At 42.9% G+C, this 19,958-nt stretch carries 24 protein-coding genes and 1 pseudogene; 19 read left to right on the top strand and 6 right to left on the bottom strand.

What is annotated here, in order from left to right; genetic code table 11:
• Position 1 precedes the first annotated feature (1 nt).
• Together ACIQXN_RS01370 and ACIQXN_RS01365 are read right to left on the bottom strand one after the other, a co-directional pair.
• Positions 2 to 664, bottom strand: coding sequence for a lysophospholipid acyltransferase family protein (locus tag ACIQXN_RS01370; protein ID WP_402960976.1), 663 nt, complete (start codon positions 662 to 664; stop codon positions 2 to 4).
• Positions 661 to 1,413 carry a carotenoid biosynthesis protein gene (locus ACIQXN_RS01365; protein ID WP_402960974.1) on the bottom strand — a complete coding sequence of 251 codons (753 nt, stop codon included), beginning with the start codon at positions 1,411 to 1,413 and terminating at the stop codon, positions 661 to 663. Before ACIQXN_RS01365 ends, ACIQXN_RS01370 begins: the two co-directional genes overlap by 4 nt.
• 256 nt (positions 1,414 to 1,669) lie before the next feature.
• On the opposite strand from ACIQXN_RS01365, the gene ACIQXN_RS01360 reads away from it, so the two are divergent.
• Positions 1,670 to 2,059 (top strand): ferritin-like domain-containing protein, encoded by a 390-nt coding sequence (locus tag ACIQXN_RS01360; protein WP_402961712.1) that lies wholly within the window; start codon positions 1,670 to 1,672, stop codon positions 2,057 to 2,059.
• 38 nt (positions 2,060 to 2,097) lie between these two features.
• Here ACIQXN_RS01360 and ACIQXN_RS01355 read toward each other — a convergent pair whose 3' ends face one another.
• A complete protein-coding gene (locus ACIQXN_RS01355; RefSeq protein WP_402960972.1) occupies positions 2,098 to 2,988 on the bottom strand; it encodes an EamA family transporter in 891 nt (296 codons plus the stop codon).
• A gap of 147 nt (positions 2,989 to 3,135) precedes the next feature.
• Here ACIQXN_RS01355 and ACIQXN_RS01350 point away from each other — a divergent pair, with 147 nt between their 5' ends.
• The 5 genes from ACIQXN_RS01350 to lepB all read left to right on the top strand — a co-directional run bounded on the left by ACIQXN_RS01350 (position 3,136) and on the right by lepB (position 6,840).
• Entirely contained in the window at positions 3,136 to 3,585 is a 450-nt protein-coding gene (locus tag ACIQXN_RS01350; RefSeq protein WP_402960969.1) for an Rrf2 family transcriptional regulator, read from the top strand.
• A gap of 76 nt (positions 3,586 to 3,661) precedes the next feature.
• Positions 3,662 to 4,366 (top strand): DsbA family oxidoreductase, encoded by a 705-nt coding sequence (locus tag ACIQXN_RS01345; protein ID WP_402960967.1) that lies wholly within the window; start codon positions 3,662 to 3,664, stop codon positions 4,364 to 4,366.
• Positions 4,367 to 4,535: 169 nt separating this feature from the next.
• A complete protein-coding gene (locus tag ACIQXN_RS01340) occupies positions 4,536 to 5,351 on the top strand; it encodes a uroporphyrinogen-III synthase (RefSeq protein ID WP_402960965.1) in 816 nt (271 codons plus the stop codon).
• Between the two features lie 266 nt (positions 5,352 to 5,617).
• On the top strand, positions 5,618 to 6,028 hold the full coding sequence (locus ACIQXN_RS01335) for a DUF4064 domain-containing protein (RefSeq protein ID WP_402960963.1): 411 nt from the start codon (positions 5,618 to 5,620) through the stop codon (positions 6,026 to 6,028).
• A gap of 263 nt (positions 6,029 to 6,291) precedes the next feature.
• Positions 6,292 to 6,840 carry a signal peptidase I gene (lepB, locus tag ACIQXN_RS01330; protein ID WP_402960961.1) on the top strand — a complete coding sequence of 183 codons (549 nt, stop codon included), beginning with the start codon at positions 6,292 to 6,294 and terminating at the stop codon, positions 6,838 to 6,840.
• Positions 6,841 to 6,954: 114 nt separating this feature from the next.
• On the opposite strand, the gene ACIQXN_RS01325 is transcribed toward lepB, so the two are convergent.
• Complete coding sequence (locus ACIQXN_RS01325) at positions 6,955 to 7,656, bottom strand: VOC family protein (RefSeq protein WP_402960959.1); 702 nt, start codon at positions 7,654 to 7,656, stop codon at positions 6,955 to 6,957.
• A gap of 222 nt (positions 7,657 to 7,878) precedes the next feature.
• Here ACIQXN_RS01325 and ACIQXN_RS01320 point away from each other — a divergent pair, with 222 nt between their 5' ends.
• The 10 genes and pseudogenes from ACIQXN_RS01320 to ACIQXN_RS01275 all read left to right on the top strand — a co-directional run bounded on the left by ACIQXN_RS01320 (position 7,879) and on the right by ACIQXN_RS01275 (position 16,170).
• Entirely contained in the window at positions 7,879 to 8,364 is a 486-nt protein-coding gene (locus ACIQXN_RS01320) for a DedA family protein (protein WP_402960957.1), read from the top strand.
• A 223-nt stretch (positions 8,365 to 8,587) separates the two neighbouring features.
• Positions 8,588 to 10,000: a dipeptidase PepV gene (gene pepV, locus ACIQXN_RS01315; protein ID WP_402960955.1), complete on the top strand. Its 1,413-nt coding sequence runs from the start codon at positions 8,588 to 8,590 to the stop codon at positions 9,998 to 10,000.
• Positions 10,001 to 10,021: 21 nt separating this feature from the next.
• The gene (gene dat / locus ACIQXN_RS01310; RefSeq protein WP_402960953.1) at positions 10,022 to 10,876 is read left to right on the top strand and encodes a D-amino-acid transaminase; all 855 of its coding nucleotides are present in this window, start codon (positions 10,022 to 10,024) and stop codon (positions 10,874 to 10,876) included.
• 207 nt (positions 10,877 to 11,083) lie between these two features.
• Positions 11,084 to 12,316: an Nramp family divalent metal transporter gene (locus tag ACIQXN_RS01305; RefSeq protein WP_402960951.1), complete on the top strand. Its 1,233-nt coding sequence runs from the start codon at positions 11,084 to 11,086 to the stop codon at positions 12,314 to 12,316.
• Positions 12,317 to 12,574: 258 nt separating this feature from the next.
• Complete coding sequence (gene thpR / locus ACIQXN_RS01300; protein ID WP_402960948.1) at positions 12,575 to 13,129, top strand: RNA 2',3'-cyclic phosphodiesterase; 555 nt, start codon at positions 12,575 to 12,577, stop codon at positions 13,127 to 13,129.
• A 24-nt stretch (positions 13,130 to 13,153) separates the two neighbouring features.
• Positions 13,154 to 14,161 (top strand): NERD domain-containing protein, encoded by a 1,008-nt coding sequence (locus ACIQXN_RS01295; protein ID WP_402960945.1) that lies wholly within the window; start codon positions 13,154 to 13,156, stop codon positions 14,159 to 14,161.
• A 180-nt stretch (positions 14,162 to 14,341) separates the two neighbouring features.
• Positions 14,342 to 14,401 (top strand): annotated as a pseudogene (locus tag ACIQXN_RS01290) (hypothetical protein); the annotation flags it as partial.
• Positions 14,402 to 14,441: 40 nt separating this feature from the next.
• Positions 14,442 to 14,567: a hypothetical protein gene (locus ACIQXN_RS01285; RefSeq protein ID WP_402960943.1), complete on the top strand. Its 126-nt coding sequence runs from the start codon at positions 14,442 to 14,444 to the stop codon at positions 14,565 to 14,567.
• 147 nt (positions 14,568 to 14,714) lie between these two features.
• Complete coding sequence (locus ACIQXN_RS01280; protein WP_402960941.1) at positions 14,715 to 15,077, top strand: diacylglycerol/lipid kinase family protein; 363 nt, start codon at positions 14,715 to 14,717, stop codon at positions 15,075 to 15,077.
• A 310-nt stretch (positions 15,078 to 15,387) separates the two neighbouring features.
• On the top strand, positions 15,388 to 16,170 hold the full coding sequence (locus ACIQXN_RS01275) for a phosphotransferase (RefSeq protein ID WP_402960939.1): 783 nt from the start codon (positions 15,388 to 15,390) through the stop codon (positions 16,168 to 16,170).
• Here ACIQXN_RS01275 and ACIQXN_RS01270 read toward each other — a convergent pair.
• Entirely contained in the window at positions 16,167 to 16,445 is a 279-nt protein-coding gene (locus tag ACIQXN_RS01270; RefSeq protein WP_402960937.1) for a YtzH-like family protein, read from the bottom strand. The genes ACIQXN_RS01275 and ACIQXN_RS01270 overlap by 4 nt on opposite strands.
• A 221-nt stretch (positions 16,446 to 16,666) precedes the next feature.
• On the opposite strand from ACIQXN_RS01270, the gene trmB reads away from it, so the two are divergent.
• Positions 16,667 to 17,305, top strand: a complete 639-nt coding sequence (gene trmB / locus ACIQXN_RS01265) for a tRNA (guanosine(46)-N7)-methyltransferase TrmB (RefSeq protein WP_402960935.1) — start codon at positions 16,667 to 16,669, stop codon at positions 17,303 to 17,305.
• 148 nt (positions 17,306 to 17,453) lie between these two features.
• Positions 17,454 to 18,299 (top strand): YtnP family quorum-quenching lactonase, encoded by an 846-nt coding sequence (locus tag ACIQXN_RS01260; protein WP_402960933.1) that lies wholly within the window; start codon positions 17,454 to 17,456, stop codon positions 18,297 to 18,299.
• Positions 18,300 to 18,339: 40 nt separating this feature from the next.
• On the opposite strand, the gene ACIQXN_RS01255 is transcribed toward ACIQXN_RS01260, so the two are convergent.
• Entirely contained in the window at positions 18,340 to 18,657 is a 318-nt protein-coding gene (locus tag ACIQXN_RS01255; protein ID WP_402960931.1) for a PepSY domain-containing protein, read from the bottom strand.
• Between the two features lie 177 nt (positions 18,658 to 18,834).
• Here ACIQXN_RS01255 and ACIQXN_RS01250 point away from each other — a divergent pair, with 177 nt between their 5' ends.
• The gene (locus ACIQXN_RS01250; protein WP_402960929.1) at positions 18,835 to 19,908 is read left to right on the top strand and encodes a M42 family metallopeptidase; all 1,074 of its coding nucleotides are present in this window, start codon (positions 18,835 to 18,837) and stop codon (positions 19,906 to 19,908) included.
• The last annotated feature ends 50 nt before the right edge of the window (positions 19,909 to 19,958 follow it).

Raw genomic sequence — 19,958 nt, 5'->3', positions numbered from 1 at the left:
CCTAAAGTAGATTCGAAAACGTGTTCAGCTGCCTCGTTACGACGAGCTCCTTCAGTTCATCCAGCTGTTCGGTGAAGACTTGTTCCAATCCAGCCGTCTTTTCATTCCGCGAGTGACCGGATAAATCATGATGATATAACGGGAGGCCTATTTCTATGTACACTTCCGGCTTTTTCTTATGCCCGAATGAATAATAAAAGCTAATCGGGACGACCTGTATGTGGGGCAGGTGTTCCAACATGTACGAAATGCCTGGTTGAAAGCCAAGCGGGCGCTTCTCTAAATGGCATTCTTCTCCTTGTGGAAACATCCAGACACTCTTTCCATCTTGTACTAACTGCTCTGCATAGCGAAGAGAGCGTAAGATATCTTTTGGGTTAGAGCGGTTTATGGAAAAGGCACCTAATTTTTTGAAATATGGATATTGTCTTAACCCCGATTCATGCATCATGATATAGGTGTCTTCAGGCAGGACGTTCCGACATAGGTGAAAATAGAGGAGTCCGTCCCACCAAGAACTATGATTTGCTATATAGATCGCCGGGGTTGTTGGACGATTCCCTTTGGAATATAAATAGATTTGATCAAAGGACCGGCGTAGTAAACGTTGATGATAAAGGGAAAACATGGAGTGGAACAGTCGGCTTTTATTGGCTTGTATCATCTAGATTTCCTTTTTAAGGCGAGTATGAGAAGTAAGCAGGCTAGTAAAGCGGTGAGCGAACTTGCAAGCCACAGCTTTCCGAGCAGGCCTAATAAGATGAACATTACAATCATCAGGACGAATAAAGTAATCATCCGCTTTTCCCATAGTGGATTTTCGTTTGTGCCGTTCTTCCATTTGATGACGAACAAGAGAAACAGATGAAGGATGAAGGCGACAAGAAACCAGCCGAAAAAATTACTATAGGGAATCCCGTAATAAATGCCCGTTTCTTCCCAGAGCCAATACTGTTTCACTTTATAGGAAACGGGATCGATGATTAAATCGATAACCACTGCAATGCCCCCTCCGACAACGGCATATAAAAGACCGCCTCGTGGAACGATTTTCCTTGCCAATACATGAGACGTGCCCATCACCATCAGCCACGCAAACCCGATGGCAATCGGGACTCCGAATAAATTCGGGGCGAATTTTTCTGTGTATCCATATTGTCCAAATAAAATATTATAGGCTGAGCCCAGGTACTCTATTAGAAAGGAAAAACAAAATATGACACTACTAATCAAGAGGCCGTACTGCCAATCGAACTTCTTCAGAAAAAATATGACCGCTAACGATCCGGCCAATATCAGAAACATGGCATTCGCCCATTCTAACCATGATGGTATCCAATCAAAGCTAAGCAGAACGATTCCGCAAGCGTACCAAAAAAGGAATACTTTATATAAAACTTCATCTAATGTCATGTATGTATGAGCCCCTCCTTTGTTGGAAATTAAATATACAAACATTGTACAATAATTATACAAATATTGAAAATGGTTTTGTTCAAACTAATGGAAAAGGAAGATGGGTTCTCTCAAATTGAGCGTGACGCGGCAGTGCACGGATAGGCACCTGTTCCTACATTTGTCATAAGATGATTGAAAGAGGAATGGGAGGTCTTTATATATGTATGAATATGTAGGAAATAATCATGAAGAGGATAGGAAGCAGGCTGCCATGGTACGAAAGCTAGAAAAGGCGATCAATGGGGAGTATAGCGCCATCCAATGTTACGAAAAATTAGCTAGGATGGCTCCTAATGAGACAGAGCGGAAGCAAATCCTTGAGATTAGGAAAGATGAGATAAAACATTTTCAGGTATTTTCACAACTTTATATCAATTTGACCGGAAACCAGCTCCAACCTAAAGTGACGGAAGAATGCCCGAATTCATATAAAGCAGGGTTGGAGTTCGCGATTCAGGATGAACAGGAAACCGTGGATTTTTATTTGGAAACAGCAGATGGTGCGGCAGAACGGTCGATAAGAAAAGCGTTTCGTCGTGCAGCCGCAGATGAGCAAAACCATGCCGTGTGGTTTTTGTATTACTTCGTGAAGAATAAATGATGTACAAGAAAGAGTAGCTTGAAGCTCCCATTTTCAACTTATGAAAAAAAGCTCTTTTCGATGGGAGCAGATGCCTTCGGTGAAAAGGTCAGGGAAACGATCCCGCATAACAGCAATCCAACACCAAACCAGTTCAGCAGGCTCAAATTTTCTCCGACAAGGAAGACACCAAGAAGGGCTGCTACCAATGGTTCGGCCAGTGACAGGGAAACCGCTGTTGATGACGGGACGGATGTTAGGCCTTTGTTAAAAAGCAAGTAAGCTAATGCCGTTGCAAATAGACCAAGGTGAAGGCTGATGCCCAACCCGTTAGCGGTGGTGATCCAGCTACTATCAAAGATAAATAGCATAGGGGACAATAGCAAGGCACTCAACATGAAGATGACGGCAGCCGTTGCTTCTGGAGGCTGTCTGTCCAGGATTTTTTTACTGACGAGTGTATACACGCTAAAGGCCGTACCGGCACCAAGGGCCAATAGGATCCCGAATGGATTGATGGGTCCTGACCCTTCATTGGAAAAGAGAAGCAGGCACCCCGCAATCGATAACCCCGTTGCCAGCCACCAGTTCGCTGTGGGGAGCTTTTTCTCAACCATCCATTCAAGGAAGCCGGCAATGATGGGGGCGCTGCTCAGTGTAATGATGGTACCGATAGCGATACCGGTCAGGCTGACGGCCATGAAAAATAGCGGTTGATAACATGCCATGCCTAGCGTCGCCAAAAGCGTTTCTCGTACTGGCCAATTATGAACCGTTAATTTTTTTTGCAAGAAAGCGATTAGTACAAGCATCATACCTCCAAAAACAAGGCGGATTGAACCTATGGCAAAGGGATGGGCGTCATCGGGGGCGAATGATTGGGCGGTACCTGTCGTTCCCCACAGCATGGCACCCATTATGACGAATAGATAAGCGGATTTTCCTCTCATGCGTTCTCTCCTGTAAATGTAGTTCTATTATTCTGATAATTTTACCATACTATATAAGCGGTAAGGAATAGAAAGGCCATTTGTTCCAGAGATAGGAACATAGTATACTAGTCTTACAAAATCTTCGGTGTGGTAAGGGGGATGGGAATGTCTTCAACTAGTAAAAATAACAAAATTGGCCCTGCTCGATTTTCCATTGCGATTCATTCTCTTGTTTGGCTGGCTCAAAGCGGTGAGCTGCTGACGAGTTCTGTGATTGCGTCTAAGGTCGATTCACATGCTACATTTTTACGTAGGGTGATGGCTCAGCTTGCGGTGGCCGGGATAGTGGAGACGAAAGAAGGACGCGAGGGTGGCTATAGTCTACATGTACCCGCCGATGTACTGACCTTGGCGGATGTGTATCTAGCGGTACGGCCGGAATGTCTGGATAGTTTGGTCACGAGTGAATGTGGGGAAGTCGGAAAACAGCTGGATCATGCTTTGGAAGAAATCATGATCGAGGCTGAACAGGAAACACTTAAGTTATTAAAAGGGTACACGTTAGAACAGTTCATGAACAAAATAGATTTTTCCGAAAGTGCTTATATAGGGTAATATCCTTGCAGAAGGGTACCCCTCCCTATATAATGTGCTTAATGTGATTGCATTTGATTCAGAGGAGGTTTTTTAGATGAAGGTAGAAATTTGGTCGGATTATCAATGTCCGTTTTGTTATATTGGAAAGCGTCGGTTCGAGGAAGCCTTGAGTCGGTTTGAACATAAGGATCAGGTAGAGGTAGAATTCCGCAGTTTTGAATTAAACCCGGAAGCGGAACGGGACATCAATATGAGCCAAAATGAAATGTTGGCGAAGAAATATGGCATGTCGCAGGCCCAGGTGGAAGCTAACAGCCAAAATATGACTCAACAAGCTGCAGAGTTGGGGCTGGATTATCATTTAGATAAAGTCGTCTTGACGAATTCTTTTGATGCCCACCGCTTGATGCACTTTGCTGAATCCAAAGGAAAAGGGAACGAAATGAATGAACGTCTATTCAAAGCGTACTTTACGGAAGGCAAGCATATCGGCGACCATGCCACATTGGCGAATTTAGCTGAAGAAGTCGGCCTCCAAAAGTCGGAAGTGGAAAGTATGTTAGCCGGCACGGCGTTCACGGCGGAAGTAAGGGGCAACGAACAAGAAGGAAGCTTGCTAGGAATCACAGGTGTTCCATTCTACGTGATCAATCGCAAGTATGGCATTTCCGGTGCTCAGCCTCCCGAGGCGTTTCTAGATACATTGAAGAAGGTCTGGGCAGAGGAAAACCCCTTGCAAATGGTAAACGGAACAGGGGATGCATGCACGGATGGTTCTTGCGGCGTGCCGGAAAAATAAAAAGATGATAAGCGGGAGACTCGAGATGGTGAGTCTCCTTTTTTTTTGGTTGGATTATGAGGAAGAATCAACAAGTATACTGTTTTTATAGTTTCTATTAGTTTCATAGATTGAAAATTTGTATAATGAGGGGGAGAGCATAGAGGAAGCATACATGGAGGGGTTATGAATGAGTAAGCTTAATGGCAGGAACATTGCTCTATTGGGAGCGAGGAAAACGGAAGAACTCAGTAAAATTGTTCATAATCTAGGGGGAATACCGCTTGTCCGGTCTGCACAAGGAACGGTTTATCTAAATGATTCTCACCTTGAGGAAGATGTGAACCGTTTAATAGAAGGAGAGTTCGATTGGATCATTCTCACGACAGGAATGGGAACGGAACTTTTATATAATACGGCTGTCAGAATGGAAGCAGGAGACCGTTTTATCGAGACGCTGCAAAAAATGAAAATTGCCGTTCGGGGTTATAAAACGAAGAATCTGCTTAAGAAGCTTGGGCTGGAACCGACCGTCCGTGACGACGATGGCAGTATGGCAGGTTTGGTCCGTAATCTTGAGGGACATCTGTCAGGAAATGTGAAAGTCGCATTGCAGCTGCACGGAGATCCGGCGCCGCTTCTGATGAACTGGTTGGATGAACGCCTCATCGAGCATAAAGAAATATTGCCCTATGAACATATTGCCCCGGAAACGGAAACGATGACTCTATTAATTCAGGAAATACTCGATGGCAAAATAGATGCTGTGATGTTTACAAGTGCCCCACAGCCACGCAATTTGATGAAATTTGCCCGTGACCTAGGTGTGGAGGCCCGCCTGATCAATCGCTTTGAATCGGATGTCGTGGCCCTAGCTGTCGGAAAAGTGACGGCACAGGTCATCATCGAGGAAGGGATTGACCGGGTCATCTACCCAGAAGATCAACGGATGGGCAGTGCGATGGTAGAGCTGGTGAAGTTTTATCAAGACCATGTAACGAAGTAGGCAGATAGGAAACGACTATTGAGCTGCCAACCGAAAAACAGGGATGGAATGGAATAGTGGTGATATGTTTGGATTCTCGGACTTCTTGTAAGATTATTCGTTACGTTCGTGTAGCTCATTCGGCATGGATAAGTGCGGCAAATTTAATTGAACGAATACCTGAAGGGAAAGAGCAAGAAGTAGACAATTTAAGATGCCTAGTAATCTTTAATTCCTTCCTGAATGGGGTACAGTACCTAAGAAACTTTTTCTTGGGAGGACTTTTTATGAAACGTACAGGGGAATTTGTGTTAAGCATTATAGGCGTAATTATCGCAGCGATTTCTTTAATAATCGGAATTATCACGACGGTATACGTCAGTACGGTTGACCTTACAGAAGTGATAGAATACTCCTTAGGCTCAGAGGTGGAGATGGCAGCCTTTGAAATGGAGATGACGCTGCAATTGTTCAATATTTTGTTATGGATAGGAATTATTTCTATATCATTGGCGTTGCTAGGTGGATTGATTGCTATTATTCTATTAAAAAAAGGCAACGTGAAGGCCGCTGGAATCTTATTCATCATTACTGGCATCCTTACAATATTTCATGTGTGGCCCCTCATCTTTTTCATCGTGCCGGGAATTATGTGTCTGGTTAGGAAGCCAAGATTCAGTAACATAGAGGAAATATAAAGTAACCTTAGGTTTGGATAATGAGAAATATCCTCATTTAAGAAGCGCGTTCGATTAGGAATATCGAATGCGCTTTTTAATGTGGCGAAGCAAGTTACAGAGTATAGGAAATATGTTTAATCATTCGACCACGAGAAAGGATAATTGAACCGCAGTAACGAATAATCCAAGTATGATAAGGCAAATGTGGGTATTTGTTGAAGTGATTATGGCTTTACTATGATATAATGACTAAACTAAAACACAAGAGAGAGGGACTTCGATTGGAAAAAAGCAAAGAGGTTTTTTCATGGGTTAAAGCGATTGGAATTGCAGTCATATTGGCATTCCTGATTCGAACATATATTTTTGCCCCGATAGTTGTGGATGGGGAATCTATGATGCCGACTTTACAAGATCACGAAAGAATAGTGCTCACTAAGTTTGGCACGAATATCGGTAGCATCGACCGATTTGATATTGTCGTCTTCCATGCCACGGAAGATAAGGATTACATAAAACGGGTGATTGGTCTGCCTGGTGATCATATTGAATATAAGGATGACACACTTTATATTAACGGCAAAAAATATGATGAACCATATCTAGATGAATATAAAGAAGAACTGGGCGGGGAGCCATTGACTGGTTCTTTCAAGCTTGAGGAAGTGTCAGGTAGCATGACGGTACCGGACGATCAGTTGTTCGTGATGGGCGACAATCGCCAAAACAGTTTGGACAGCCGTGAAATCGGGCCCGTGTCTGTAGATGAAATCGTAGGTAAAGCGAATTTGGTGTATTGGCCTATCAAGGAATTTAAATTCGTGGAATAAAACGGGGGCTGTCTCATAAGTCCTTTTTCGAGTAAAATAACGCAAAATTGAAGAGGCAGAAATGTTGTTAAATCAACATTTCTGCCTCTTTCTATTTATTCAATTTAGGCTTAACTACCCTTTTTGGGACAGCCCCTTTTCGTTAAGTGGAGAAACATGTATCACCCCCGTACGATCTTGGGTGATTCTTGTTTTGAAATCGATTTCTATCATGAGGGGGTGGATTTCGGCATGGCGTTCGGAAAAGAACCAGCGACGCCCCGGTTTGCCTAATAATAAGAACGCCCCATCACTGCCCATGAAAGAAAGGCCTTCAGGATTCAAGGTTTCGCCATCCCGGAGTGGGATATTAACGTCCATCAGTTTCTGGCCAACGTCATCGATATCGCCAGTCGTTACATTAATTTCACCAATGCTCAATAAAGAATCCATGGTAAATGGCTCCTTGCTTTCGGGTGAGATGGAGTGTCTTGCAATCAACTCGACAATATTACCGCTAGGGTCGGTGAAATATAGAGAATGGGCATTGATATGGCTGAAGTATACCTCGTCCTCCCCTTCTTCCGTATTTAAAGGAGTGAGTGCCGTAACCCATCTCTTCGCTTCCTGAAATTGATTGGATGGGATGTTGAAGGCGAAATGATAAAAGGGATTCTTCTCACTGTTGGTTTGGGTGAATACTAATTCACTTGATCCGATCTTTATCGCAAAGCTATCGGGTCCTTCTTCTTGTAATGTGCCGCCAAGCCGATTCAGGTAAAAGGCTTTTGTTTCTGCAAGAGAACTTGAAGCGAGTTTGACTTTGTTAATCAACATAGTTTTCTAACCTTCTTTCCTTATTTCCTTCATTGTAAAATAAATCGCAATGAAGAAAGATGAAAAAAGGATTTAATTTTCAAATTCTGAAATTTTTTTAAGAAAAACAACTCATTTGGGTTTAATTAGGTTATTCTATAATGTAGAAGTAATCACGTTAACCAGACCCGTACCGAAAATTGGATTGCTTCTTACATGGGTGTCTGAGATGGAGTACAAAGAATGGACATGGTAAAAGAATTAATTTCAAACTATGGTTATTTTGCGATATATGGACTTCTGGCGCTAGGGATGATCGGGCTGCCGGTACCCGATGAATTCATGATGACTTTCGTGGGTTATTTGGCATCGATTTCTGTTTTGAATGTACAAGGTGCCTTCTTTGTCAGTTTTCTAGGTTCGATTTCAGGGATGCTGATCAGTTATTTCATTGGTAAAAAGATTGGCAAGCCTTTTTTAAGAAAACATGGGAAATGGGTTCGGATGACGCCCACAAGGCTTGAGAAGCTAGAGAAGTGGTTCAATATATACGGACCTTGGACCATTATCATAGCCTATTTCATACCGGGCATCCGCCATTTTGCCAGTTATTTTTCAGGAATGAATGGAATGGGTAAAAGAAAATATTGTATCTTTGCAGGCGTGGGGGCATTCAGTTGGTGCTTGGTATTTACGGCTGTCGGATATTTCATTGGCGTCTTGACCTAATCCAACCCCTTGGTACATAGAGAAAAAGGCTCGTTCTAATAATGGAAGCGAGTCTTTTTCCTGTTTATCAAAGTATCCTATATTTCTTCACTTTCATAGCTATACCGAATTTGTTTTACGAGCGTCGCGTTACGGGAATAAGAAAGAAAGATACCAACACTTGGCGAGATATATAGAAAAAGTGATAAAATGAGAAATATATGAATAAGGGAGTTGTCATGATTTGAATGAAATGAATTGGCGTGAAGAAGTAGAAAAACGTAAAATGGACCTTTTGGTGGATACGCAGAACTTATTGAAGATTAAAAGTGTATTGGATGAGAGTCAAGCAACGGAAGAAGCTCCATTTGGTGAAGGGGTTAAGGAAGCATTGGACTATATGCTTCAGTTAGCGGAAAAAGACGGATTTACCGTGAAAAATGTCGATAATGTTGCGGGACATATTGAAATGGGTGAGGGTGAGGAGCTAATCGGAATTTTATGTCATGTCGATGTAGTTCCTGAAGGAGATGGCTGGAGCTCAGATCCTTTTGGCGCTGAAATTCGCAATGGACGGATTTATGCGCGTGGGGCAATCGATGACAAAGGCCCGACGATGGCTGCTTATCATGCCATGAAACTTGTCCGAGAGCTTGGAAAGCCACTGAACAAGCGCGTACGGATGATCATTGGTACGGACGAGGAATCAGATTGGCGTTGTGTCGATCGTTATTTCGAAGTGGAAGAAATGCCGTCCATGGGCTTTGCACCGGATGCAGACTTCCCCATTATCAGTGCGGAAAAAGGGATTTGGGATTTTTCCATCATTCAGCGAGCGGATGCAGGCCCCGGAACGAACTCTGAGGTGAATGTATTGGAATTCACTTCAGGCCGAAGAACGAACATGGTACCCGATTTTGCAAAGGCCATTGTGGAAGCGGCCAATCCTGCGGATATCGTGGCAACTTACGAGAATTATTTGCAAAGATATTCGTTGAAGGGACAAGCCGTGCCACAAAAAAATCAAGTCCTTTTCGAACTGAACGGTGTTTCTGCACATGCGATGGAACCGAAAAATGGAGTCAATGCCGGTTTACATTTAGCGGTATTCTTAGCGGACTTAACGCTTGATCCACATGCGAAATCCTATTTTACCTTCATTAAGGATTATCTATTTGAGGATTCCCGTGGAAATAAGTTGGGTGTCGCGTATACCGATGAACAAACGGGTGAATTGACAATCAATGCCGGTACATTCAATTATTCGAAACAAGGTGATAGCTCCATCGGATTCAGTATGCGTTATCCGGTCACATATGAATGGGAACAGCAAAAAGAGGCATTAGAACAAAAACTTTCCACCTATAATCTACGTGTGGAGTCCGATTCGCTTTCCACACCTCACTACGTGAACAGCGATAGCTTTTTGATCAAGACGCTGCAAGAAGTGTATGAAGCGGAAACGGGTGAACAAGCGGAGCTCCTATCCATCGGTGGTGGAACATATGCCCGCTCATTGAAAGAAGGCGTCGCATTCGGCCCCCTATTCCCAGGCAGTGAGGATATCGCGCACCAAAAGGATGAGTATATCGATATAGAAGATATGCTGAAGGCAACGGCCATTTATGCCCGTGCCATTCATGAACTAGCCAAATAAGAGGTTAAGAAGGAGTAAGACATGGGGAAGATCATTTATAACGGTGAATTGAAAGACCGGCCTGCCATCCAGATAGATGTCGAGGATCGAGGATACCAGTTCGGCGATGGTGTTTATGAAGTCATCCGGGTTTATAACGGAAAACTATTTGCAGCCGATATGCACCTTAACCGACTCATGGACAGCGCGAAACTGATTCAACTGAAGGTTCCTTTTACAGTGGCAGAGATCAAGGAGAAGACAAAAGAACTGATCACTGCAGAGAATCTGGAATATGGTATCGTCTATATGCAATTGACGAGAGGCATTTCGCCCCGTAATCACGCATTTCCAATAGGGGAAGTGGATCCTGTTTTTGTCGCCTATACCAAGGGCATGCCATATATAGGAAGTAATCCTGGAGTCAAAGCCGTTACGGTCGAGGATATCCGCTGGTTACGTTGCAATATCAAGAGCTTGAATTTGCTAGGTAATATATTGGCTAAGCAGCAAGCCGTTGAAGCAGGCTGTGACGAAGCGATCCAACATCGGGATGGAACGGTTACGGAGGGAAGTTCATCCAATGTGGCCATCATCGTGAAGGGTACGCTGAAGACGCACCCGGCAACGAATCTGATTCTGAACGGGATTACCCGCCAGATCCTACTTAAGCTGTGCAACGATAATGGCATTTCTTATGTGGAAGAACCGTTCACCCTCTCGGACATGATGAATGCAGATGAAGTTCTGTATACAAGTACAGGCGTTGAAGTCACACCGATTACCGCAATCGATGGTCAATTGATCGGGGATGGAAAGGTCGGAAGCATTACGCTCCAACTACAAAAGTTATTTACACAGGAAATCGAGCGACAATGTGGTAGTTTAACTGAATAAATTCCGAATCCCCCTGTCCGAATGGAGGCAGGGGGATTTTTATGTGTACATTTCGAAACGCGACATACCCATGAACCCGTTCCAAAAACGGTCCTTTTTTAGTAAGCGTCCATTTTGACATTTTCAAACTACAGGCATATACTTTTTAATATCAAAAGTTTACCATGCGCAACTTTTTAAGCCGCGTATAAAAAGGAGTTGGAGTGCATGTCTTCTTTACATGGAGATACGAGAGGATTTAAAAAGCTGTTCCCCTTTTTAGGGCCAGCTTTTATAGCCGCCGTTGCATACATTGATCCAGGGAATTACGCAACGAACATTGCCGCGGGTTCGAAATATGGCTATACGTTATTATGGGTTATTCTTGCCTCCAATTTAATGGCGGTCTTGATACAGTCCTTGTCTGCAAAATTAGGAATAGCAACAGGGAAAAACCTTCCTGAACTATGCCGTGAGACATTTTCCAAAAAGTCATCGTTCTTTTTATGGATCCAAGCCGAAATCGTCATAATGGCGACGGATTTAGCCGAGTTTATCGGAGCCGCACTCGGGATTTATTTACTGTTCGACCTTCCGCTTATCACTTCTGCGATAATTGCAGCAATCGGGTCATTTGCCATTTTAGAGTTTCAGCGTAGAGGATACCGTACATTCGAAGCGTTGATCACAGGGATGATATTCGTGGTGGTGTTAGCTTTTGGCGCTCAAGTATTTTATGCGAAACCAGATACCTCAGCGCTCCTTATGGGTCTTCTCACACCCAAGTTTGAAGGAGTCGATAGCATCTTGCTATCAGCTGGGATGCTTGGGGCGACTGTCATGCCACATGCAATATACCTACATTCTTCTCTGACGCAAAAACGAATTGTTGGGAAGGACGAAATGGAACGGAAACAGATTTTTCGTTTTGAGTTTATTGATATCGTCATTGCCATGCTCATAGCGGGTGCCATCAATGCTGCCATGCTAGTGGTTTCAGCTGCATTGTTTCATAAAAGTGGGGTGCTAGTAGAAGATTTGGATGTGGCCTATGACCAATTTGCCTTGATGCTAGGGCCATCTGTTGCCATGTTTTTTGGAATCGGCTTATTGTTTGCCGGTCTATCAAGCTCGTCCGTCGGTATGCTCACAGGGGATGTGGTCATGCAGGGATTCATTAAAAAACATATCCCAATTTATTTAAGAAGGCTGATCACGACGATTCCGCCATTAGTGATCATTTTGATGGGAGTGAATCCGTCCAAGGCGCTCGTAATGAGTCAAGTCGTACTATCGTTTGGGATTGCATTTGCCCTCATTCCGCTCATACGGTTTACAAGTGATAAGAAAATCATGGGCAATCTAGTCAATCACAAAGTGACGTCGGGCTGTGCCTGGATCATCGCTGTCCTCATTATCGGACTGAACCTGTTTTTGCTATATGAGACTCTACTAGGGTAATGCGATTAAAATCGGATAAAGAAAAGGGGAGGACCAGCTGATGGTCCTTCTCTTTTGCTTTCCAATGGAAGGTGTAAAAAGCGGGGGTAGTCTAATGTAAGGATGATGGATATACGTTTTGTGGTAGTCATAAGGGGGCATGAATAATGGGGGGAAGGGGAGACTGATAAGGGCTCAGGGTTTGATGCTACTAGGGAAGTTTTTGCGTGGAAATTATGGTAAAATTATATAGAAAACGGGAAGGGATGTTAGTGTCCGATGAATACTCATTTTTTCTTTGCTTTAGTACTGCCAGAAGGTATTAAGCGTCATTTACATAACCAGACAGATGAAGTGAAATCGGCGTTTCCATTTAAGAAATGGTTACATCCAGCCGATTATCATATTACGATGGCATTTCTGGGAAATGCCGAAGATACAATGAAACAAGAGGCGTTGGAAAGAATAAAACGTGCACTCGCCAGTGAACAGGCCTTTGAGCTCGAGGTAGAGGGCATCGATGTTTTTGGTAAAAAAGAGAGCCCGCGTATTTTGTGGGCAGGCGTCAAACAGGAGGAAAGGCTGACCTCCATCCAAAAGAAAATATATGCATCGTGCGTAGAGGCAGGTTTTGAATTGGACAAAAAACCGTTCAAACCGCATATTACACTGGCCAGGAAATTCGAGGGCGAAACCCCTTTTTCCATCAATGAGGCCCGTCAGCTGGCAAATCCGGAAGCGAAAGCATTTCAAGCTTCCCAAATAGCCCTTTATCAGACACATATTGGGGCATCCCCCTCATACGAACCAGTCTATACAATAAACCTTCAATAATAGAGGAAGATGGGTGGTGGTTGAATGGCACAGCTCATAAAAATACAGGATTATATTTCCCGGTATGAGCAGGATATTTATCGATATCCGTCACAATTTGCAAAGTTAAAAAAACAACAGTGGGATAAACTGCAGGCTGCCTATCACGCTGGTGAGCTAGAACAGCTGTACAGTCAACCGGCTGAAGAACAAACCCTGTTCAAAGGCGCGACGACGGAGGAAGAGCCAAAGGGGCTCTTCCGTAAAGTAAAGGGATTGTTCCAACGGTCGGACGGTCAAGAGAAAGAGGCCGAAGAAATTCATATACCAGACCCCGTGATCAATCATAATGTCTTTTCGTTAAGGGTCCCAGCAAATCCAGCGAACTTGGATGAACTTAAGCAGAATTTCTTAAACCAGTTACTTCGCTTTCAAATGAAATGGGGCAGCTCAACGCTTCGTGAAAGGTCTTATGTGGACCAATCATTCTTTCTAGAAGAAAAACTCCGCTTTTTCCTGCAGCGTTTTCCTGATACATTTCTTGTTTTATATAAACCTATCTTTCTATTGAAAAATGCTCCGATTGAAGTCGATGTCATTTTGCTAACGCCGGTGGATGTATGGTGCATCACTTTTCTCGAAGCGGAAGAAGACGCAGCCTTTGTTGGATCGAGTGATCGATTTTGGCTACGGCGCCATCATAAATATCCGGACAAAAAAGTTCTCAATCCTTTCTTGGCCGTTAACCGGATGGGAAGTATTGTTTCTCAGTTATTTGAGCTATACGAAGTGAATCTACCGATAAAAAAAGTGGTCCTTTCGCGGAATGGCTATATGGATTACCCGGAGACTCCATACGACATTGATTTATTGGATAAGCGGACTTTTCCAGAATGGTTTGACAGGATGCGGTCGATCTCATCCCCGCTTAAGGCGCAACAGCTAAAAGGGGCACAGGCATTGTTGGATTATTGCCAAACGACTTCAAGCATGCGACCGGAATGGGATGGCGATCAACAAAAAACAGAGGGAAATAAGGATGCAGAGCCTTAACGAAACTATTTTTTTAGTGAATCCAGTGGCTGGGAATTAAGGTAGCCTGAACATGTGGAAAAAAGCTGAGGACATACTGAAATCTGAAAATGTTCCCTATGAATTTTTTTCACGGAAGCAAAAGGGCAAGCTATAAGATGGACCAAAGAGATTCTCTCGTAAACAAATCAGAAAACAAGGATCATAGCGGTTGGAGGAGATGGAACCTTACACGAAGTCATAAATGGAGCATATGCATTTCCCCATGCGGTTCTTGGCTCCATTCCAGGAGGTTCCGGCAATGATTGTAAGAGGGGTACAGCAAACGACAAATCTAGAAGCAGCCCTTTCACTATTTTACCTTGATATCAGTAGAACTTGGACATCGGTCAGCACAAGACAAGTAGGCATAGCGGCTATTTTATGAATAGCATAGGAATAGGGATTGATGACAAAATTCCCTATGAAGTGGACCGGCCCCCTTTAAGTAAATGGTTTAACTTTCTCAAATCGGGTAAATTAATCTATCTATTCATTTTCATCAGAAAATTATTTACACACAATCCAGGCCCCTATGGAATTGACGATTGATGGAAAAGAGCACACGTTCGAAAAGGTAGGGTTCATTGTCTTCGCAAACCAGCCTTATCTTGGAGGCTTCATGAAAATTTCCCCGAAGTCAAGGCCAGATGATGGCATATTTGAGGTACTTTCAGGTCATCAACTTTCGCTTTTGAAGTTATTGACGGTGTTTCTGACAGTTTTAAGGGGAGGTCACCTAAACATCAAAAATGTGGATTCTTTTTCTGGGGAAATGATATCCGTAAAGGATTTTCGGGCTGCCAAAGTTCAGGGAGATGGAGAAAATGTTGGGATGGATGAGGTAGAAGTAGGGATCCTGAAGGAGAAAATTTGTGTCATGTTCAAGGGCCAATGATCGTTAGCCGTTTTGAAATGATTCCTTTGTACTTGTTTTATGGGTATAATCGTTTTATAGTACTTGACGAAGAAACCATTTTTCAACTAAAATTTAATTTATGGCTATTGTAAGATTGCTCAATAGCTATTTTTTATTTTCTTAAAAAAAGATGATGTTTTTAATTACGGGATATGAATTCCGATGCACGTATACATGCAGCTTCGCCAGGTGGCGGGTTTTTTAATAAACATTAGTTAGTGGTATTACATACACTAGGTGAACGTACTTACATTTGTATGATTAAGCGAGGAAATTGAAGGTGAGCCAGTTGGAACATTTATTAGGTCAGGAGTGGGATATATCCCCTGCTGGAGGAGCTACAGGAGAAGCTTTCATTGCCGAGAAAGACGGACAAAAGCTGTTCCTGAAACGAAATTCATCGCCATTTTTAGCTGTTCTTTCAGCTGAGGGCATTGTTCCAAAATTAGTGTGGACAAAACGCCTCGCAAATGGGGATGTAATTACGGCCCAGCATTGGATGGAAGGTAGGGAGCTAACTCAAGCAGAAATGGCCAAAGAAAGGGTTGCCAAACTGCTTCAGAAAATTCATCAATCCGACCCTTTATTAAGCATGCTCAAAAGGCTTGGTAAAAATCCTTTACGACCTGAAAGTATACTTACAGATATAGAAGATGGTTTATCTACAGAAGTAATGAACCTTCAGATTATTAAACAAGCCAGTCATTTTCTTGAGAACAATCTACTATTGATTGAATGCGATGAAAAAGTGGTGTGCCATGGTGATGTGAACCATAATAATTGGCTTATGACCGAAAACGATGGGTTGTTTTTAATTGATTGGGATGGTCCGGTAATTGCTGACCCAGCCATCGATTTGGGCATGTTGCTTTATTCCTATGTTCCACGGAGCGAGTGGGAACAATGGCTAGCACGCTATGGTAAGAAACTTGATGCTGGCTTGGAGATGAGGATGAAATGGCATACAGTTTCCCAACTGGTGCTTTCCATCCAATGGCATCATGACAGAAAACGTTATGAAGAAAGAGATGATTTACTAATGAAACTGGAAGCACTATTAATGGCCGGTTAATTAAATTGATCGATGTCATCGACCCATTGGGACAAGTTGTCCTGATGGGAGGTAATATGCGCTTCTAAGTCTGGGGATCCGATCCCCATTTGACTGTATTCATATATTTCTTTCAGTATCGTTTTTACATTTTGATCAATATCCGCATTGATCATCAATGATTTGACCAGTCTTTCTACTTGTTCACATTCAGCAACGGAACCACTGGAGTCCATGTTTTGGTTGTACAGAATATCTTTTAACAGATTTAATTGGTTTTCTTCGGAAAGCGGCATACAATCTCTCCTTTCAAGTAGTGAAATCAAATAGTTCTCATGATTATGGTGTGTGTTGCAAAAAGTTTTATACATGATAATCACAGACTGCCGCCTGGATGGCCGGCAGTTTTTTTCTTTAATGGGGAAAGATGCCATCCGCTAACCGAAAAATCAACTTGCGGGAATCGATATTCCCGTGTTATGGTTTGAACGATTATATTATAAATAGGGGTGTCATCATGCGTTTAAGAAATAAACCTTGGGCTGAAGACCGTTTGAATGAATTTCCACAATATGTGATTCAGCAGCCAGTGAGCCATAAAGGTAAATGGCATGAAGTATTCGGTAACGATAATCCGTTATATATTGAAGTAGGTACGGGAAAAGGCCGTTTTATTACAGAAATGGCAAAAGCCCATCCTGATGTGAATTTCATTGGAATTGAAGTATATAGAAGCGTCATCGTTGCGGCACTCGATTTGCTTATTGAAGCAGAAGTGCCAAATTTAAAGCTGCTGAATGTTGATGCAGCAAATCTGACCGATTATTTTGCAAAGGGTGACGTGGCTCGCGTGTATTTGAACTTCTCCGATCCATGGCCGAAATCCCGTCATGCGAAGCGGCGGTTAACGTATAAAACCTTCCTGGAAACGTATGAAAGCATTCTTCCGGATCAAGGGGAAATTCACTTTAAAACGGATAATCAAGGTCTGTTCGAGTCTTCCTTGAAAAGTATTTCCGAGTATGGCATGCTGTTGAAATATGTGAGCCTTGACTTGCATAACAGTGATTTTGAAGGCAACATCATGACGGAATATGAAGAGAAATTCTCAAGTAAAGGCAACGTGATTTATCGTATGGAAGCCAAATTCCAATAAGGTATACAAGAAAACCAGGCGAATGGGCGTCTGGTTTTTTTGTATCGTCAAACTGTTTGTTATTACCTCGCAGTGGTTGTTAAAGTGTTACATGATATCAATTTCAATAAATGGAAGTAGATGTTAAACTGGATGGGGAGGGGATAAAATGGAAACTTTACAAATAGGGGAAATCAAATTGACATGGCTGAATGGCGGAGTGACTCACTTGGATGGTGGCGCAATGTTTGGTGTTGTACCGAAACCGCTTTGGTCCAAGAAATATCCTGTCAATGAAAATAACCAGATAGAATTGCGGACAGATCCGATACTCGTTCAAGCGAACGGGTTAAATATGCTGATAGATTCCGGAATTGGCAATGGAAAGCTGAACGACAAGCAGAAACGGAATTTTGGTGTGACGGAAGAATCCAGGCTTATTGAAGATTTAGCTTCACTTGGAATTGCACCGAATGAAATCGATTACATCTTGATGACCCACCTGCACTTCGACCATGCCTGCGGCTTAACGAAGCATGAAGGTGACCTATTGATCCCGGTTTTCGAACGTGCCGAAATCATCACGTCTCAAATCGAATGGGATGAAATGAAATATCCCAATATCCGTTCAAAAAGTACATATTGGAAGGAAAACTGGGAGGCAATCAGCCAACTTGTCCATCCCTTTGAAGGGGAATGTGAAATCACGCCTGGCATTAAAATGATTCATACGGGCGGACATAGTGATGGGCATGCCATCATTTTGATCGAAGATGGTAAGGACAAGCTGATTCATATGGCGGATATCATGCCGACACATGCCCATGCTAATGTCCTTTGGGTACTCGCATATGATGATTATCCGATGACCTCTATCTCGGCCAAAGAAAAGTGGATGAAGTATGGCCTGGAGAATGGTGCCTGGTACAGCTTTTACCACGATGCCCAGTATCGTGCGATCAGGTGGGATGAAACAGGGAAAGAGATGAAGGATGAAGTGAAACGGAAACGGTAAGATCAAAAAAGGAGGCGATATGGATCGCCTCCTTTTTTGGTCAATCATGTTGTGCGTTCAATTCTAATATCGTCCCAGTTGAAGCATCGGCAACAAACTCGAATTGTTCTCGGTTGCCATCGGTATTTCTAGTGATGCCACCTTTGTATACTTGATAATCGAGCTCATTTTTTTGATAGCTTTCAGGTTTCATTAAAATCCACGATCCATATATGTTTCCATCTTTTTTAACTGTTTCCTTTACTTGTGCCAAAACTTTGTCCGGAGAAGGCTTAGTTGATTGTTCCAAAATTTGTTTTGTTGCATAGCCTGTAGCGAAACCGGCTGCAGTTCCTAATAAAAATGTTTTCCAATTCATGAATTTCTCCTCCATTGCTTTTTATTACTCACTCTTTCTAGTATACATAAGAACTCTTTCTTTGACTAACGATTTGAAATTTTACCCATTAGCTGATAAATTTAAACATGCTAGGTGGTAACTATCGTCTAAGTTCTGTAAAATAAATAAGAAATAAAAGAGTTAAGGGGTAGAGATATGGATCAGGAGACTTTAACACTATTTAAAACATTGACGGAATTACCGGGTGCTTCTGGAAATGAGCATGCCGTGCGTAATTTTATGAGAAGTGAGCTTGAGAAGTATTCAGATGAAATCGTACAGGACCGCCTCGGAAGCATCTTTGGTGTAAAAAGAGGAAATGAAGAAGGCCCTACCATACTAGTGGCCGGTCATATGGACGAAGTGGGCTTCATGGTCACTTCCGTTACGGACAATGGCATGATCCGCTTCCAACCTCTTGGAGGATGGTGGAGCCAGGTGCTATTGGCGCAACGAGTGGAAATTATCACGGACAACGGGCCGGTAATTGGGGTCATTGGTTCCATCCCTCCACATTTGCTTGAGGAATCGCAGCGTTCGAAACCTATGGATATTAAGAATATGTTGATTGATATCGGTGCAGATGATCAAGAAGATGCAAAGAGAATCGGAATTAGGCCTGGTCAGCAGATTGTCCCGATTTGTCCCTTCACACCGATGGCCAATGAGAAGAAAATCCTTGCTAAAGCATGGGATAATCGCTATGGTTGCGGCCTTGCGATTGAACTACTGAAAGATTTGAAGGATGAAAAATTACAGAATATTTTATATTCGGGAGCGACGGTCCAGGAAGAAGTGGGATTACGTGGCGCCCAAACGGCTGCTCATATGATCAAACCGGATATCTTCTTTGCCTTGGATGCCAGCCCGGCAAATGATATGTCTGGCAACAAGAATGAATTTGGGCAGCTGGGTAAAGGTGCTCTATTGCGTATACTAGACCGGACAATGGTTACTCATCGCGGCATGAGGGAATTCATCCTCGATACGGCAGAATCGAATGATATTCCTTATCAATATTTCGTTTCTCAAGGTGGAACGGACGCAGGGAAAGTCCACATTGCCAATGAAGGAATCCCAAGTGGAGTGATTGGCATTTGTTCCCGCTATATTCATACACATGCGTCGATGATTCATATCGATGATTATGCCGCAGCCCGTGAATTGATAGGGAAGCTAGTGCGTGCTTGCGATAAAACGACATTTGAAACATTGAAAAATAACGGCTGACAAAGAAAGCTGAAATGGAGAGACGTCCTTTCCATCAGCTTTTTTTTGCA

Origin of the sequence: Peribacillus sp. NPDC097295, from assembly GCF_044761665.1 — a bacterium.
Lineage (GTDB): Bacteria > Bacillota > Bacilli > Bacillales > DSM-1321 > Peribacillus.
This window is presented reverse-complemented; position numbering and strand designations above follow the sequence as displayed.

Coding starts and splice junctions, on each gene's coding strand:
- ACIQXN_RS01370 (WP_402960976.1), bottom strand. CDS start 664: ATGATACAAGCCAATAAAAGCCGACTGTTCCACTCCATGTTTTCCCTT.
- ACIQXN_RS01365 (WP_402960974.1), bottom strand. CDS start 1,413: ATGACATTAGATGAAGTTTTATATAAAGTATTCCTTTTTTGGTACGCT.
- ACIQXN_RS01360 (WP_402961712.1), top strand. CDS start 1,670: ATGGTACGAAAGCTAGAAAAGGCGATCAATGGGGAGTATAGCGCCATC.
- ACIQXN_RS01355 (WP_402960972.1), bottom strand. CDS start 2,988: ATGAGAGGAAAATCCGCTTATCTATTCGTCATAATGGGTGCCATGCTG.
- ACIQXN_RS01350 (WP_402960969.1), top strand. CDS start 3,136: ATGTCTTCAACTAGTAAAAATAACAAAATTGGCCCTGCTCGATTTTCC.
- ACIQXN_RS01345 (WP_402960967.1), top strand. CDS start 3,662: ATGAAGGTAGAAATTTGGTCGGATTATCAATGTCCGTTTTGTTATATT.
- ACIQXN_RS01340 (WP_402960965.1), top strand. CDS start 4,536: ATGAGTAAGCTTAATGGCAGGAACATTGCTCTATTGGGAGCGAGGAAA.
- ACIQXN_RS01335 (WP_402960963.1), top strand. CDS start 5,618: ATGAAACGTACAGGGGAATTTGTGTTAAGCATTATAGGCGTAATTATC.
- ACIQXN_RS01325 (WP_402960959.1), bottom strand. CDS start 7,656: ATGTTGATTAACAAAGTCAAACTCGCTTCAAGTTCTCTTGCAGAAACA.
- ACIQXN_RS01320 (WP_402960957.1), top strand. CDS start 7,879: ATGGACATGGTAAAAGAATTAATTTCAAACTATGGTTATTTTGCGATA.
- dat (WP_402960953.1), top strand. CDS start 10,022: ATGGGGAAGATCATTTATAACGGTGAATTGAAAGACCGGCCTGCCATC.
- ACIQXN_RS01305 (WP_402960951.1), top strand. CDS start 11,084: ATGTCTTCTTTACATGGAGATACGAGAGGATTTAAAAAGCTGTTCCCC.
- thpR (WP_402960948.1), top strand. CDS start 12,575: ATGAATACTCATTTTTTCTTTGCTTTAGTACTGCCAGAAGGTATTAAG.
- ACIQXN_RS01295 (WP_402960945.1), top strand. CDS start 13,154: ATGGCACAGCTCATAAAAATACAGGATTATATTTCCCGGTATGAGCAG.
- ACIQXN_RS01285 (WP_402960943.1), top strand. CDS start 14,442: ATGATTGTAAGAGGGGTACAGCAAACGACAAATCTAGAAGCAGCCCTT.
- ACIQXN_RS01280 (WP_402960941.1), top strand. CDS start 14,715: ATGGAATTGACGATTGATGGAAAAGAGCACACGTTCGAAAAGGTAGGG.
- ACIQXN_RS01270 (WP_402960937.1), bottom strand. CDS start 16,445: ATGCCGCTTTCCGAAGAAAACCAATTAAATCTGTTAAAAGATATTCTG.
- trmB (WP_402960935.1), top strand. CDS start 16,667: ATGCGTTTAAGAAATAAACCTTGGGCTGAAGACCGTTTGAATGAATTT.
- ACIQXN_RS01260 (WP_402960933.1), top strand. CDS start 17,454: ATGGAAACTTTACAAATAGGGGAAATCAAATTGACATGGCTGAATGGC.
- ACIQXN_RS01255 (WP_402960931.1), bottom strand. CDS start 18,657: ATGAATTGGAAAACATTTTTATTAGGAACTGCAGCCGGTTTCGCTACA.
- ACIQXN_RS01250 (WP_402960929.1), top strand. CDS start 18,835: ATGGATCAGGAGACTTTAACACTATTTAAAACATTGACGGAATTACCG.